Source organism: Actinoplanes sp. NPDC051851 (assembly GCF_040681165.1).
Lineage (GTDB): Bacteria > Actinomycetota > Actinomycetes > Mycobacteriales > Micromonosporaceae > Actinoplanes.
This window is the reverse complement of the sequence record NZ_JBFAYF010000003.1, coordinates 100,720-115,749: the sequence shown is the minus strand read 5'-3', so window position 1 is coordinate 115,749 and position 15,030 is coordinate 100,720. Positions and strand designations below refer to the sequence as shown.

At 71.7% G+C, this 15,030-nt stretch carries 11 protein-coding genes; 5 read left to right on the top strand and 6 right to left on the bottom strand.

Annotated elements, in window-relative coordinates; genetic code table 11:
• Positions 1 to 13: 13 nt before the first annotated feature.
• Positions 14 to 1,018: a DUF2804 domain-containing protein gene (locus AB0M08_RS04570; protein WP_364488319.1), complete on the top strand. Its 1,005-nt coding sequence runs from the start codon at positions 14 to 16 to the stop codon at positions 1,016 to 1,018.
• A gap of 195 nt (positions 1,019 to 1,213) precedes the next feature.
• Here AB0M08_RS04570 and AB0M08_RS04565 read toward each other — a convergent pair whose 3' ends face one another.
• The gene (locus AB0M08_RS04565) at positions 1,214 to 1,831 is read right to left on the bottom strand and encodes an RraA family protein (RefSeq protein WP_364488316.1); all 618 of its coding nucleotides are present in this window, start codon (positions 1,829 to 1,831) and stop codon (positions 1,214 to 1,216) included.
• 94 nt (positions 1,832 to 1,925) lie between these two features.
• Entirely contained in the window at positions 1,926 to 2,516 is a 591-nt protein-coding gene (locus AB0M08_RS04560) for an HAD family phosphatase (RefSeq protein WP_364488313.1), read from the bottom strand.
• 103 nt (positions 2,517 to 2,619) lie between these two features.
• Here AB0M08_RS04560 and AB0M08_RS04555 point away from each other — a divergent pair, with 103 nt between their 5' ends.
• Entirely contained in the window at positions 2,620 to 3,243 is a 624-nt protein-coding gene (locus AB0M08_RS04555) for a maleylpyruvate isomerase N-terminal domain-containing protein (protein WP_364488310.1), read from the top strand.
• Positions 3,244 to 3,525: 282 nt separating this feature from the next.
• Here the strand turns inward: AB0M08_RS04555 and AB0M08_RS04550 are convergent, their stop codons facing one another.
• Complete coding sequence (locus AB0M08_RS04550) at positions 3,526 to 6,990, bottom strand: bifunctional proline dehydrogenase/L-glutamate gamma-semialdehyde dehydrogenase (RefSeq protein WP_364488307.1); 3,465 nt, start codon at positions 6,988 to 6,990, stop codon at positions 3,526 to 3,528.
• 105 nt (positions 6,991 to 7,095) lie between these two features.
• Here AB0M08_RS04550 and AB0M08_RS04545 point away from each other — a divergent pair, with 105 nt between their 5' ends.
• A complete protein-coding gene (locus AB0M08_RS04545; protein ID WP_364488304.1) occupies positions 7,096 to 7,992 on the top strand; it encodes a LysR family transcriptional regulator in 897 nt (298 codons plus the stop codon).
• 134 nt (positions 7,993 to 8,126) lie between these two features.
• Here AB0M08_RS04545 and AB0M08_RS04540 read toward each other — a convergent pair whose 3' ends face one another.
• The 3 genes from AB0M08_RS04540 to AB0M08_RS04530 form a co-directional block, all read right to left on the bottom strand.
• The gene (locus AB0M08_RS04540) at positions 8,127 to 9,197 is read right to left on the bottom strand and encodes a hypothetical protein (RefSeq protein WP_364488301.1); all 1,071 of its coding nucleotides are present in this window, start codon (positions 9,195 to 9,197) and stop codon (positions 8,127 to 8,129) included.
• Between the two features lie 189 nt (positions 9,198 to 9,386).
• Positions 9,387 to 10,817 carry a phthalyl amidase gene (locus AB0M08_RS04535; protein ID WP_364488298.1) on the bottom strand — a complete coding sequence of 477 codons (1,431 nt, stop codon included), beginning with the start codon at positions 10,815 to 10,817 and terminating at the stop codon, positions 9,387 to 9,389.
• Between the two features lie 72 nt (positions 10,818 to 10,889).
• Positions 10,890 to 12,773, bottom strand: coding sequence for a phosphatase PAP2 family protein (locus AB0M08_RS04530; protein WP_364488295.1), 1,884 nt, complete (start codon positions 12,771 to 12,773; stop codon positions 10,890 to 10,892).
• Positions 12,774 to 12,960: 187 nt separating this feature from the next.
• Between AB0M08_RS04530 and AB0M08_RS04525 the strand changes: the two genes are divergently transcribed.
• Entirely contained in the window at positions 12,961 to 14,295 is a 1,335-nt protein-coding gene (locus AB0M08_RS04525; RefSeq protein WP_364488292.1) for a jacalin-like lectin, read from the top strand.
• Positions 14,296 to 14,566: 271 nt separating this feature from the next.
• Positions 14,567 to 14,932, top strand: a complete 366-nt coding sequence (locus AB0M08_RS04520; RefSeq protein WP_364488289.1) for a hypothetical protein — start codon at positions 14,567 to 14,569, stop codon at positions 14,930 to 14,932.
• Positions 14,933 to 15,030: the final 98 nt, after the last annotated feature.

Sequence of the window (15,030 nt, the reverse complement as noted above, 5' to 3'; positions counted from 1 at the left end):
GTAGCCTGCCGCGGTGACACACGAGACCGAGATCACCGAGCCGGTCGACCTCTGCCAGCCGGACGGTCGACTCAATCCGCGGGCGGTCGGCTGGAGTCGTCGTCCGCTGCACCGGGCGAACCTGCGCGGGTGGGGCCGCCGCAAGCGCTGGGAGTACTGGGGCGTCACCACGCCCACCCACATCGTCGGGTTGCTCGCGTCCTCCCTCGACTACGCCGGCGTGCACGGCCTGTATCTGCTCGACCTCGCCACGGGAGAGGAGACCGCGGTCGACGTGACGGTTCCGTTGGCTCGCAACGCGGTCCTTCCGGACCGATCCGGATCAGGGTGGGTCTCGGTCTCCGGCGGCGGCCTGCGCATCGACATCGATCAGAGCGTTTCCGGTACGCGCATTCGGGCGAACGCCCTCCTTCCCCGGGACGGTCGCGCCCGGGACGTCGCGGTGGACCTGACGGTGCCCGCCGCCGAGGACCGCGACTGCCTCGGTGTGGTGGTCGGCTGGCGCCCGCACCGCTTCCAGTACACGGTCAAGGACGTGGGGCGCCCCGTGCACGGCAGCCTGACGGTCGGCGGGGTGCACCATGTGGTGCCGCGGCAGGGCTCGTACGCCACCCTGGACCACGGCCGGGGCAAGTGGCCGTACTCCGCGGTCTGGAACTGGGCGGCCGGCGCCGGCGAGGGCCGCGCCATCCAGCTCGGCGGCAAGTGGACCGACGGCACCGGCACCACCGAGAACGCCCTCTTCCTCGACGGCCGCCTCCACAAGATCGGCGAGGACCTCCACTGGTCGTACGACCGCACCGACTGGCTGGAGTCCTGGCACATCACCGGCGACCGCGTCGACGTCCGCTTCGAGCCCTTCCACGAGCGGGTCTCCCGCACCAACCTGGGCGTCCTGGCCGGCGAGACCCACCAGTGCTTCGGCCGATTCACGGGTTGGGCCCGCACCGACGACAACCGGAAGATCGACCTCGACGGCCTGACCGGCTGGGCCGAGGAGGCCCGCAACCGCTGGTAGCCCCCGCCCGTCCGCGCCGTCAGTGTCCGCCCGCGCCGCGCTGCCTGCGCGCCCCGCCCGCCCGCGCCGCGCCGCCTGCGCGCCCCGCGCGCCCTGCCTGCCCGCCCGTGCGTCTGCCCCTGGGCCCGCCCCCTGCCCCTGCGCCCGCGTTCCCCTACCCGGCCGCCTCACCGCCGCCGTGATCCGCGGCCGGTGTCAGCCGGTGAAGCCCTGGTCGGCGAGGGTCTTCTCGATCCGGGCGCGGTGTGCCCGTTCCCAGTCGTCGAGGGTTTCGGCCTCCTCCTTGGCGAGCTTGGCCCTCGACGCGGCGAGCACCTCGTCGTGCCGCCCGGCGGGGACGACCACCACGCCCTCCTCGTCGGCGACCACGACGTCGCCGGGGTTCACCGCGACGCCGCCGCACCGCACCTCGGCACCGTGGCTCCCGAGCACGCTCTTGGTGCCGGGGATCGGGATGACCCCGCGTGCGAAGACCGGGAACCCGATCTCCCGTACCTCGCCGAGGTCCCGGATCAGCCCGTCCAGCACGAACGCCGCCACCCCGCGCCGGTGCGCCACCGCGCAGACGTTCCCACCGGCCAGCGCGTAGTCGAGATCACCGGACTCGACCACGATCACCGCTCCCGGCTCGGCCCGGTAGATCGCCGCGTGCAGCATCAGGTTGTCCCCGGGCGGGCACCGCACGGTGTAGGCCGGCCCCGCCACCCGGGGCACCGGCGTCCACAACGGCCGGATGCCGATCTCCATCACCCGGTCCCGCCCGAGCACATCGGCGAGCGTGGTCGGCGGAATATCCTGAAAAGCGCTGTTCATACCGTCACCCTAGGACAGGGATCGACCGCCCGGGACGCCCGTCTCGGGGCAGAGCACGCCGTTCTTCGCCACACCCGAAGATCTGCGGATGTTTCTATCGCTGCCAGGGCGGCGGCACCCGGACCGCGGCCATCCCCGCCGCCTCCGCCGCCTGCACGCCCAGCTCGGTGTCCTCGAAGACCAGGCACCGCGCCGGGTCCACGCCGAGCAGCCGCGCCCCGGTCAGGTAGGGCTCCGGATCCGGTTTCGGCTTCGCGTAGTCCTCCGCGCAGACCAGCACCGGGAACCGGTCCAGCAGCCCGACCGCCGTCAGCGAGGCGGTGACCGACTCCCGGGTACTCCCCGAGACCACCGCGAACGGCAGCCGCTCGTGCGCGTCGTGGATGTGCTCCAGCACTTCCGGAACCGCCCGCATGCCGGGGAAACCCTCCTGGAAGAGCGCTTCCCGCCGCTCCGCCACGCCCGCCACCGGCATGCTCAGGCCCTGCTGCTCGTTCAGGTCGGCGATGATGTCGGTCACCAGGCGCCCGCCCCACGCGTAGAACAGTTCCTCCGGGAACTCGCACTCGTACTCCGCGAGCGCCCCGAGCCAGGCTCGGTAGTGCAGCGGCATCGAGTCGGTGATCGTCCCGTCGCAGTCGAACAGATAGGCCTGGAAGTCCCCGTCGGGCAGTGGTAGCAGCACGGCCGGAACGGTACCGCCACCAGGTTGCCACTCTGTGTGCCGAGCCGCCGATCGAGACCGGGGACACGGTCCGCTCCCACCCCTGACCTGGCAGATTTGTGCCATGGACTTCCGTCGCACGTTCCGCTCCGCCGCCATCGCCTACGCCGGTCTGGCCGCCAGCATCCCGCCGGACCGCCTCGACGTTCCCGGCCTCGGCGACTGGAGCCTCCGTGACCTGATCGGTCACACCGTGAGCTCGGCGCTCCGCCAGGTCCCGGCCGTCCTCGCCACTCCCGCCCCGCAGGTGGAGATCGACTCCCCTGAGGGCTACTTCGCCTACGCCCGCTCGGCCCCTCCCGCCCTGGTGGCCGCCGCCGTGGCCGCGTCGACCGAGGACGCCCGCCGGACCGGCGCCTCGCTCGGCACCGCGCCCGCCGACATGGTGAGCGAGCTGGTCGGCCGGGCCACCCAGGCCCTGGCCAACGTCAACGACGACGACCCGGTCGTCACCTCGGCCGGCGGCATGCGCGTCCGTGACTGGATCCCGACGCGCACCTTCGAACTCGTGGTCCACGGCCTCGACGCCGCGGCCGCCGCGTCGCTTCCCCTGGACCTCGCCCCGGACGCCCTCACCGAATCCCTCACCCTGGCCGCCCGCGTCGCCGCGCTGACCGGCCAGGGCTCCACGGTGCTCCGCACCCTGACCGGCCGAGGTCCGCTCCCCGCCACCTTCTCCGTGCTCTGACTCCGGCCGTCTGCCCCTCCGCCCGCCCTCCGCCCGCCCCTCCGTCCGCCCTCCGCATGCCGGGAACGCTATCGGCGGTGGCCGCCGGTGCCGGTAGTGCTGGGTTCACCTTCGGCACTCACCCCGGCGTCACCGCGAAGACTCACCCTGGCACTACCGCCCGGCCGGCCGCCGGACGGTTGGCTCACGGGCATGACGAAGCGGGGTGGACAGGCAGAGACCAGCGGCCGCGCCGCGCCCGGAAGGACGCGGCGCGGCCGCGTGGAAGGGGTGGAACGGGAGTCAGAGGACTTCGGCGGCGATCGGCAGGTCGTTGCCGAACCGGTGGGCGGTGATACTGACGGCCTGCTCGTGCAGGAAGGGCAGGAGCTCGACGCGACCGGCCTCGACCACCGGGCCCGACCAGACGGCCAGGTCGGGGCGCCCGCCGGTGGCCTCGGCCAGAGCGGAGGCCGAACCCCCGATGAGGCGGACGCGCCCGGTGGTGAGAGAGCTTGCGAACGCGGCATCGTCCTCGACGACCAGGTCCCGGCAGCGGGTCGCGAGGGCGTCGGGGAGCGGGGCGGCCGTCGAGACCCGCACCGGAGCCCCGGCGAGCACCCCGGCGGCGAGGACCCGGACCAGATCCGCGACCGGGGCGCCCTCGGCGAGACGAACGGTGACCGGGCAGGGCAGGTAGCGCAGGACGTTGCGCTCCACACCCAGGGCGGAGACGTCGGCCGCCTGACCGAAATCGGACGCCCAAGCCTCGGCGTCGCTCCGTGCGGCGCGTTCGACGCTCGCCATCTCGCCGGCGGTCAGCGCGGTGGTCGCGGCGCCGTCCGGAGTGCCCGCGAAGTCCGGGCCACCGGCCGAGCCGGTGACCGTGACCGGCGTGCGCGCCTCGGTGGGGACCGTGGAGCGGGCGGCGGCGAGCAGGACCCGCACACCCGGGTGGGTGATCTCCGCCGTCGCCGTGGACGGGACGGGGGACCAGGCGGTGAGGCCGGTCAGGTAGTTGGGGCCACCGGCCTTGGTGCCGGGGCCGACCGCCGAGCGCTTCCAGCCGCCGAACGGCTGGCGGCGGACGATGGCACCGGTGATGCCGCGGTTGACGTACAGGTTGCCCGCCTGGACGCGGTCCAGCCAGCGGCGGATCTCGTCGGCGTCGAGGGAGTGCAGGCCGGAGGTGAGGCCGTAATCGACCTCGTTGACGACGTCGATCGCCTCGTCGAGCGAGTCGGCCGTCATGATGCCGAGGATCGGGCCGAAGTACTCCGTCCGGTGGTATGCCGAACCGCGCCGTACGCCGTCACGCACGCCGGGGCTCCAGAGCCTGCCGCTGTCGTCGAGCTTGCGGGGTGCGATCAGCCAGTGCTCGTCCGGACCGAGAGTGGTCAGGCCGTCGAGCAGCTTGCCGGCGGCCGGCTCGACCAGCGGGCCGACCTGCGTCCGCGCGTCCCACGGCCACCCGACCTCCAGGGAGGACACCGCGTCCAGCAGCTGGGTACGGAACCGCTGGGACCGGGCGACCGAGCCGACCAGCACGACCAACGACGCCGCCGAGCACTTCTGGCCGGCGTGGCCGAACGCCGAGGCGACCACGTCCTTGACCGCGAGGTCCAGGTCGGCGCTCGGGGTCACGATGATCGCGTTCTTACCGCTGGTCTCGGCGAGCAGCGGGAGGTCCGCGCGGAATGACCGGAACAGTTCAGCGGTCTCGTACGCGCCGGTGAGGATGACCCGGTCGACCAGCGGGTGCGAGACCAGCTCGCGGCCGAGGGTGCCCTCGTCGACCTGGAACGGGGTGACCAGGTCGGGGTCGGCACCGGCGGCGGCGAGGGCGTCGCGGACGATACCGGCGAGCACCGCGCCACAGCGTTCGGCCGGGCCGGCCGGCTTGATCACCACGGCGGAGCCGGCGGCGAGGGCGGCCAGCATGGAGCCGGCCGGGATGGCCACCGGGAAGTTCCACGGCGGGGTGACCAGCGTGACCCGGGCGGGTACCGGTTCGGCGCCGTCCATCCGCTGGTGGGCGAGCTCGGCGTAGTAGTGCGCGAAGTCGATCGCCTCGGAGACCTCGGGGTCGGCCTGGTCGATCGTCTTGCCGGCCTCGGCGACCATCACCTCGAGCAGCTTGTCGCGGTTGGTCTCGAGGGCGTCACCGACGTGGTGCAGCACGGCCCGGCGGGAGAGGGTGCCCCAGCTCGCGGCGGCCGCGGTGGCCAGGGCCGCGTCGAGTTCCGCGCGCTCGCCGATCCGGCGCAGGTCGAGGCCGAGCGTCGTGGACGGCACACGTTCGAGGATCTGCTGGATCCGGTGACGGTTGACCACGACGGCCGGGTCGGTGTCCGGGGTGTTCTCGAAGTGGCCGGGCACCGAGTGCGGTACGGCGGCGTAACGGTCGGCTACCCGGTTCGGCTCCGGCACGACGTCGTCCAGCGTCTGGAGGGAGGCGAGGAACCGCTCCTTCTCCCGCTCGAACAGGGCCGTGTCCGTGTGCAGCTCGAAGACCGCCGACATGAAGTTGTCCGAGCTGGCGCCCTCTTCGAGACGCCGGATCAGGTACGCGATCGCCACGTCGAACTGCTCCGGCCGGACCACGGGCGTGTAGAGCAGCAGCCCGCCGACCTCCCGCCGGACCGCCTCGGCCTGGCCCTCGGCCATCCCGAGCAGCATCTCGAACTCGATGCCCTCGCGGACGCCGCGCTCGCCGGCCAGCGTCCACGCGTACGCCACGTCGAACAGGTTGTGCCCCGCGACGCCGAGCCGGACGTTGCCGATCCGGTCGGGGTGGAGGGCGTAATCGAGGACCCGCTTGTAGTTGGTGTCGGTCGCCTGCTTGCTCTCGCAGGTCGCGAGCGGCCAGCCGTGCACGGCCGCCTCGACCTGCTCCATCGGCAGGTTGGCGCCCTTGACCAGGCGCACCTTGATGCCCGCGCCGCCGCGCTCGCGCCGCGACGCGGACCAGACCTGCAGGCGCATCATGGCGGAGAGGGCGTCCGGCAGGTACGCCTGCAGGACGATGCCCGCCTCGAGCCCGAGCAGCTCGGGCCGGTCGAGGATCCGGGTGAAGACCGCGATGGTGAGGTCGAGGTCCTTGTACTCCTCCATGTCCAGGTTCACGAACTTGCCGGTCCGCGCCGCGAGCATGAAGAGCGGGGTCAGCTCCTCCACGATGTCCGCTACGGCCTCGTCGAACGCCCACGGGTTGTGCGGCGCGACCGTCGACGACACCTTGATCGACACGTAGTCGACGTCGGCCCGGGCCAGCAGCCGCTCGGTGTCCTTGAGCCGCCGGGACGCCTCGCCGCGGCCGAGGACGGCCTCGCCGAGCAGGTTGACGTTGAGGCGGACGGCGCCCTGGGCGGTGGAGCGGCGCCGGATTTTGCTGATGGCGCGACCAAGGCGGGCGTCGGTGGCGTCCACGATGAGGTGGCCGACCATGTGGCGCAGCGCGCGCCGGGCGATCGGCACCACCACTCCGGGCATCACCGGGGCGAGCGCGCCACCGAGGCGGACCGCGGCCTTCAGGTGTGCGGGGAGGAACGCGGGAACGTCTCCGGCCAGCGAGTTCAGGGTGCGGGCGCTGACGCGTACGTCCTCCGGGCGGACCACGCCGTCGACGAAGCCGACCGCGAAGGCGAGTCCTCGCGGGTCCCGCAGCAACCCGGCCAGCTGAGCTGCCGAACCGCTGACGGGAACGGTCGAGGCCTCGCGCAGCCAGCGCCGAACAAGGGCGATCGTCTCTTCGGCGATCTCAGACATCGGGATGCTCCTTCCAGCAACAGCGACAGTGTGCGTCGGCTGATCCGGTTAGGAAAAGCGATCGTTGATGACGAGTATTCTTCAGCTGAGCTAATGTATGGGCCCATGCTGGAGATCCGTCGTCTGATCCTGCTCCGTGAGCTCGCCATCCGCGGGACTTTGGCCGCGGTCGCCGAGGCGCTGAACTTCACCCCGTCCGCGGTCAGCCAGCAGCTCAGCCAGCTGGAGAAGGAGACCGGCACGGTGCTGCTGCGCAAGGCGGGGCGCCGGGTGCAGCTCACTCCGCAGGCCGAGGTGCTGGTCGAGTCGGTCGGCGAGGTACTGGACACGCTGGAGCGCGCCGAGGCCCGGCTCCAGGCCGCCGCGACCAGGGTCACCGGCCGGGTCCGGGTCGCCGTCTTCCAGAGCGCGGCGCTCGCGTTCATGCCGGCCGCGTTGCGCGCCTCGGCGCTGCGTTTTCCGGACGTACGCGTGGAGATGGTCCAGCGTGAGCCGGAAGAGGCCCTCCGCGAGACCTGGGCGCGGGACTTCGACATGGTTATCGCCGAGCAGTACCCGGCCCACGCGGCGCCACACCATCCGGGCCTGGACCGCCGTGACCTGACCACCGACGCGATCCGCCTGGCTCTGCCGCCCGAGGGGGAGTCGCTGCGCCCGGTCGACTCGCTCGACACCGCCCGGCAGATGCCCTGGGTGATGGAGCCCCGCGGCGCCGCCTCCCGCCACTTCGCCGAGCAGCTGTGCCGCGGCAACGGCTTCGAGCCGGACGTCCGCTACGAGACGGCCGACCTGCAGGCCCACATGCGCCTGGTCGAATCGGGCAACGCCGTCGCCCTGATCCCGGATCTGGTCTGGGCGGGCCGCCCGACCTCCTGCCGCTTGATCGACCCGGGCGGCGCCCCACGCCGCACCATCTTCACCGCCCAGCGGCTGAGCGGCGCCGAGTCCCCGGCGTCCCGGGCCTTCCGCGGCATCCTGGAGCAGACCGCCAACCCGGCCTGACCCGCACCGCTGCGAGAAGCCGGGCCGCCCACGGCCCGGGCAGGCTGCCATGTGACCGCGGCGCGACGGTGCGGGGCGGTGCGTGACGGTGCGGGGCGCTGCGGTGAGGGGCGCGGCGAAGCGCGGGCGGGGAGCTAGTCGCCGCGCTGCCAGAAGCGGCGTTTGCGGGTCTTCTTCGGCTCGGGCTCCGGCTCGTTCTCGCGCTCGATCCGGGCCAGCGCCGCGAGTGCCCGGGACCGGTCCTCGCCGGTGCACCCGGGCGTGATCAGCATCAGCCGGGCCAGCGACTCCTCGATGGTCACCACCCGGGGTGCCGCGGTCGCCGCGTCCAGGCGCAGGCGGACCAGTTCGCGGGCCTCGGTCCGCTGCGCCGGTTCCCGGTACGCGGCGGTGACCAGCGCGAACAGGGCCGCGTCGGCGATCCAGTCCTCGGCGCCGAGGGCCAGGTCGACCAGCACCTCGCGCCGGGTCGAGGTCGCCCACGGTTCGTCGCCCGCGTGGTGCAGGATGCCCAGGCAGACCCACGGCTGGAGCAGGCGGTACCAGTACGCCGGGGTGGACTTGGCGAGGTACTCCCAGCGCGGGGTCGCCGGGGCGGCGGGCGCGTGGGTGAGCAGGCCGATCAGCTCGGCCACCGGGAACCCGCCGAGCGGCTCCGCCTTCAGGTATCCCGAGATCGGGGAGGGCCACGGCTCGCCGGCCACCTCGCGCAACACCGTGACCGCCGCCGCGGACGGCTCGGGGACGGTGGGGAGGGGCCGTTCGCCGTCGTAGCGCCAAGCGGCGTACCGGCCACGGCGCAGCGGCGTGCGGATGTCGGGTTCGGGGAACTCGGCGATCTCCACATCGATCGGCCCGGCGATCCGCTGGCAGGCGGCGACCGCGCTGGGCGGCTCGGCGGCGGAGAGCGCGAGCCCCTCGATCGTCAGCTCCTCACCCTCGGCCCGGCGGCGCCCGACCTCGTTGGCGACGTTCACGATCGCCTCCGAGGGCATCGGCACCCAGTTCAGCCAGGGCCGCGCGGTCCCCGCCATGGCGAAGATGATCTCGGTCATCCCACACGGGTGCGGGTCGTCGTAGACGGCCAGCAGCGCGGCGACATCCCCGGCACCCCGAAACGCGATCGCCTGCCGCGCCGCCTCCCGATGCGGAAACTCCGGATCCGCCACGAAGTCCCGCAGCTGTTCATCCACGTTCTCGAACATGGCGCGCAGCCTAATCGATCATGCTCATCCCCGAGGTCCGGAAGAACCGCGACGACGGCTCCGCCGGAGCCGTTGCCCTGGTAGGGCGCGGTCGCCCGGTGATGGTGGCCGCCGCGATGCCGGATTGCCGTCATCGCCGTATCCCCGGCCAGGGAGGGGATGTCCGGGAATCCGTGATCGGAATGCGGGTCACCCGTGATTTCGCGGGGAGTGCGGTGGCGTGGTGACGGGGCAGGTGGGTGCGGTGAACTCCGGGCGTACGCCGATGGTGAAACGGCAGCCGAAAGACGCGGAGGCGACCGTTCGGCGGTCCTGGATGGCGTCGCCGGCCGGGCGGTGGCCGGTGCGGATCCAGCCTGTCAGGTCGGTGAAGGCCTGCTGGAGTTCGGGCTGGGTGAAATCGCAGTGGCCGACGCCGCGGATGGCGCGGGAGACGAACAGGTTCGCGCGGCCGTTGCGGGCGGCCCGGGCCGCGTACTCCTGCTCCATCGAGAAGGGTACGAACAGGTCGCCGATGTCGTGCAGGGAGAGGACCGGGACCGAGGGGCGGCCGTCGACCGCCGGGATGCCGGAGAGGCCCGGGTCGGCGGTGGCGGTGCGCCGTACCCGGAGGACCTCGGCGTTGAGCTTGAGGTCGGCGATGGTGGGCAGCCGGCCGCCGGAGGTGCTGTACCAGGTGTCCTGGTTGTCGGTGACGTTGCCGGGGGCGATGCTGCCGGTGCCGCCGGTCAGGCCGGGGTAGAGGCCGAACAGGAACGGCAGGTCGGCGAGCGGGTCCAGCGACGTGGCGGTGTTCCAGTACGCGAAGGCCGCGTCGAACCCGGGGCGTTCACCGCCGGTGCGCTGCTCGGCCACCTCGGACCAGATCCGGCCGGCCGGGGTGAGCGCCGGGGGAGCACCCGCGGTCAGGCCGAGGGCGGGCAGGATCCGGCTCACCTGTTCCCGCCACGTGGTCTGGTAGTCGGCGGGCGGGACCAGCGGGAAGTCGATCTTCACGTCGGCCAGGGCGGCGGCGGTGACGTTCGCGTCCAGGAACCAGTCGTAGAGTGAGGTGTCGGCGAGCACGCCGCAGTACGGCATCGCGCCGGCGAAGGCTCGCGGGTACTCCTCGACGGCGACCGCGGTGACGTGCCCGCCCATCGACTTGCCGGACATGATCACCGAGCTCGCGACCCGGCCGGTGACCTGCCGGAAGACATCGATCAGCGCGTACGAGTCACGGACGCCCTGGCCCACGTCGTACCCGTTGGTCGCGTAGCTGGACGCCGTCCACGCATAGCCCTGCTGCACGTAGAACGCGCGCAGGTCGGGATCGTCCACATAGACCGTGGTACCCGTGCCGCGGTAGCCGTGCGCCCAGACCACGAGCCGCCCGTTCCAGTTCCGCGGCACCTCGATCCGGTACCCGGCACCGCCCCGGATCCCGGTCCAGACGCGGGCCCCGGCGAGCGCGGTGAACGCGGTGCCGTCGACGTTGCAGGCCGGATCGAAGACGGTGTACCCGGCGTGTGTGGTGCTCGGGACCGGTGCGGCGCAGGTCGTGGCCGCGCTGGCCGGTGCGCTCAGCACGGTGACCAGGGCGAGAACGACGGCGAGGACGGCCGTGCATTTCCGGCGCATGGTCACATCCAATGGCCGGTCATCGATGTTTGTCAAGCACATCGACGACCGGCCGGGCACTTCAACGGCTTTCTACCCCTTGCGTACGCGCACCGCGACGCTGTCGCCGGTGTACACCAGGTCCGCCCGGTAGCCCGCCGTGGTCACCACGACCTTGGCGAACCTGCCGCGGACGCTGCGCGCCTTGAGGACCGGGATCGTCGGGTCGCAGTGCTTGCCCGCCGCGATCGAGAGCACCACGTTCGCGCCGATGACCGCCTCGCCGTCGACGGTCAGCGGGGTCTTCTCCTCGGCGTCCACCGAGGCGACCAGGGTGCCCGCGCTCTGCCGGAAGCCGCCGCGTACCTTCACGCCGCCGGCCTCCAGCTTCAGCGTGCCGCCGGAGACGGTGACGTCGCCGCCGCCCAGGGCGGTCCGCGAGGCCGCGGTCAGCGTTCCCTCGGCCACCGTGACACCGCCGCGGAAGTCGTTGTCGCCGGAGAGGGCCAGTTCGCCCGAACCGAGCTTGACCAGGCCGCCCCTACCGTCGATGTCGTTCTTCCAGGTGTCCTTCGCCGCGAAGCCGCCCTGCGCCGCGTCGAGGGTGACCGCGACGGTCGCGTCGAACGCGCCGAAGCCGTCGGCCGCCGCGAACAGGTTGATCCGGCCCCACTGCTCGGTGCTGTCCAGGATCGGGTGGCCCGAGGCGAGCCCGGTGGTGCGCAGGACCTCGCGCCGCTGCTCCGCGTCGAGGTAGGGGAGCCGGGTCTCGAGCAGTACCTCGGCGCCCTTGGGCACGGTGAACGGAACCCGCTTGCCGTGCGACGGCAGGTCGTAGGTGTGCTTGTGCCGGATGTTCGCGGCGTTCGCGGACCGGTCGCCGTATTCGTCCACGTAGGAGTGGGCGAAGTCGAACACCCCGGAAGTGCCCGCCTGGGCCTGGAAGTAGGCGAGTGCCTGGGCGCGCGCGTCCGCCTTGACCGACGCGTTCGCCGGGTCGTTCAGGATGCCGGCGGCGAGCGCGGTGGCCAGGATCCGGCCGCCGATCACGTCGACGGGGGAGTGCATGCCGGCCACGATCCGGGTGTGCGCCAGGTCGTACGCGGTGGCGACCAGTTCCTGGAACCGCTCCGGTACGGCGTACGCATAGGAGAGGGAGGCCAGGAAGAGGGCGTTGGTGTGACCGCTGACGAAACCGGCGTCGTCGGTGGGCGACGTGCTGCGCTGGCGCAGCAGCGTCGGAACGACCTTGACCTCGGAGTCGTAGACCGGGAAGCCGAACTCGTCGAGGACGCCGGTGTCGACGACCTTGTTGGCGAGCGTCATCCGCCACGGGCGCGGGTACTGGTACGCGTACTTGCTCGGGTTGCCCGAGGAGTAGTTGCCCCGCAGCGTGTTGACCAGGGTGACCACCCTGCCCAGCGCGGACGAGGTGGAGCCGGCGCCGATCGCCGAGCCGGCCGGGGCGTCCGCCGGGACCGCGTCGCTGATCGTGGTGGCCGGGGTGGTCGCGGGCGCGGCGGTGATGCCGGTGACCGCGAGCGCGCCGGAGCGGTAGAGCGCGGCGAGCGGGCCGAGTCCGGCGATCACCGAGTAGCTCTGGTGCTGGCGGTCGACGACGAACGCCTTGTCCGCCTCGGCCTGCGTCCGCTTCGACGTGATCGTGATGGCGCCGCGCATGCTGGCGCGCAGGAAGGCCTCGTCGAGAACGGTGCCGGTGTTCCACGCGGTGCCGGTGGACCAGACGGTTTGGAAGCCGGAGAGGATCCGGACCGCGGCATTGGTGTCGACGGTCAGGTTCGCCGTGGTGTTCGTCTGGTAGCTGTCGACGAACGCGGCGGCGGTGGAAGCGGCGGCGGTGGAAGCGGCGGTGGTGGAAAGAGGAGCGGCGGAGGCCGGGGAGGCGGCGAGGACGCTCGGTCCAGCAAGGAAACCGGCGGCGGAGGCGCGCAGGATGGTCCGGCGGCTCACGGGCATGGGGAGACTCCACGTGGTGGGGGCAAGATCGCGGCCCAGCCTTAGCGCGCGTTGAGAACACGCAGCTAACGGCCCGTGGGGGGAACGTGAACATCCCTCAACGCGGCGATGCCCACACATGACCAAGGGTATCGATGATCACGACGAGGGTTCCCTTACGGGCGTTCAGGTGTTTACCTTCCGATTCGTGTTGAAGACACGGATCCCCCTCGCGGTCGCCCTCACGGCCGCTGCCGTCCTCGCCGTTCCGGCCACCGCCGCCTCCGCGGCCAGCACCGGGACTCTCAAGCTTCTTTCCTACAATATCGCCGGTCTCCCCGACATCATCTCGAGTGCCGAGACCGATCGGGCGACCGCGACGACGGCCATCGGCCAGCGTCTCTCCCCCTACGACCTCGTCCAGGTCCAGGAGGACTTCAACTACCACGCCTACCTGTACGCCACCGACACCCACACGTACCGGACCGCGACCAGCGGCGGCGCCGGCATCGGCTCCGGGCTGAACACCGTGTCGTCGTACGCGTGGGACGGCGACGACTTCGAGCGGGTCGGCTGGGACTCCTGCCAGTACGACTCCGGTGACTGCCTGACCCCCAAGGGCTTCACCTTCATGCGTACGCAACTCGCCGAGGGTGTGTACGTCGACTTCTACAACCTGCACACCAACGCGGGCACCAACGACGGCGACCTGGAGTCCCGGGCCGACAACCTGGCGCAGATCACCGCGTTCATCGGCACCCACTCCAACGGGAACGCGGTCGTCGTCATGGGCGACACCAACACCCGCTACACGCGGACCGGGGACACGATCGCCGAGTTCGTCGCGAACAACGGGCTCACCGACGCGTGGGTCAAGCTGCAGCGCGGCGGCGTCGCGCCGGCCAAGGGCTCCGACGCGCTGGTCTGCGACGAGTCGGCGATCACCGACACCTGCGAGGTGGTCGACAAGATCCTCTACCGCAGCAGCAGGCTGGTCACGCTGAACGCGTCGTACTACCACAACGAGCACGCCGCGTTCCTCGAGGACGGCACCGGGCTGATGCTCTCCGACCACGACCCGATCCACGTCAACCTGGACTGGTCGGTCAGCTCGTCGTACCAGCTCAGCGAGCAGTTCGGCGGCCCGCACGGCGACTACTACAACGACATCGACGCGGTGCCGGCCGGCGGTCAGGCCACCACGATCGGGCTGCGCGCCGGATCCCGCGTCGACCAGGTCAACCTCACGCTGGCCAACGGCACCACACTCAGCCACGGCGGGACCGGCGGCACCGCGGTCTCCCGCACGCTGAGCAGCGGGGAATACGTGACCACCGCGTACCTCTGCAGCGGCGTCTACAGCTCGCACACGCGGATCTTCTACGCCAAGTTCACCACCAACCTCGGCAACAGCATCGCGGGCGGCACCACCACGTCGACCTGCGTGACCCGTACCGCGCCGTCCGGCTGGCAGATCGCCGGCTTCCACGGCCGCACCGGCGACGAGGTCGACAAGGTCGGCTTCATCTATACCAAGCGCTGACCTCGGCGCACGCTTTTCGGCCGGGAAGGGCTTTCCGCTCTTCCCGGCCTTCATTTCTTCCCGTACGCCGTGAGCATTCCCCTCCGCGCTTAATCATCACCTCTCATTTCGGGGATATTTCGATTCCCGCGTAGATGCAGCTCGGGGTGGGCGTATGAACGATGCCGAATCGTATTTTCGGACGAGTGGCGCTGGTTTCCCGGACGGCCGTCGAGGCGGGGCGTAGGTTCGGTCCCGAAAGCGATCCGACAAATACGGGGGATTAGAGGAAATGAACGTCCGCAAGGTTGGCGCCACTCTCGGCAGTGCGATGTTCCTGGGCGGCCTCGGCCTGGTCCAGGGCCTGACGACCGCACCCGCAGCCGCCGCGCCCGGGCACCACGCCGTCACCACCTCCGCCGCCGACCGCCACGACTGGTGGGAGGGGTACCGGGACGGCAAGGACGACGGCTGGAACGACGCCCGGCGCAGCTGCCGTGAGCCGCGCGACAAGTACGCCGACGCGTACGGCGGCCGCCACGGCCGGGACTACGCCCGCGGTTACCGCGAGGGCTGGGACGACGGCTGGGACAACGGTTACGACCGGTTCTGCGATCGTGACCACGATCGTGACGGGGGCGGCCGGGGTCCCCGTTGAGGCGTCGTTCGGCCATCGATGACTGGAACAGGGGTTCGCCCCTGTTCCAGTTCGGTATCCGGCAGTTCTCGCGGTATGCGCGTCCCGCCCGATAGGGC

Coding starts and splice junctions, on each gene's coding strand:
- AB0M08_RS04540 (WP_364488301.1), bottom strand. CDS start 9,197: ATGTTCGAGAACGTGGATGAACAGCTGCGGGACTTCGTGGCGGATCCG.
- AB0M08_RS04545 (WP_364488304.1), top strand. CDS start 7,096: ATGCTGGAGATCCGTCGTCTGATCCTGCTCCGTGAGCTCGCCATCCGC.
- AB0M08_RS04550 (WP_364488307.1), bottom strand. CDS start 6,990: ATGTCTGAGATCGCCGAAGAGACGATCGCCCTTGTTCGGCGCTGGCTG.
- AB0M08_RS04565 (WP_364488316.1), bottom strand. CDS start 1,831: ATGAACAGCGCTTTTCAGGATATTCCGCCGACCACGCTCGCCGATGTG.
- AB0M08_RS04555 (WP_364488310.1), top strand. CDS start 2,620: ATGGACTTCCGTCGCACGTTCCGCTCCGCCGCCATCGCCTACGCCGGT.
- AB0M08_RS04530 (WP_364488295.1), bottom strand. CDS start 12,773: ATGCCCGTGAGCCGCCGGACCATCCTGCGCGCCTCCGCCGCCGGTTTC.
- AB0M08_RS04535 (WP_364488298.1), bottom strand. CDS start 10,817: ATGCGCCGGAAATGCACGGCCGTCCTCGCCGTCGTTCTCGCCCTGGTC.
- AB0M08_RS04520 (WP_364488289.1), top strand. CDS start 14,567: ATGAACGTCCGCAAGGTTGGCGCCACTCTCGGCAGTGCGATGTTCCTG.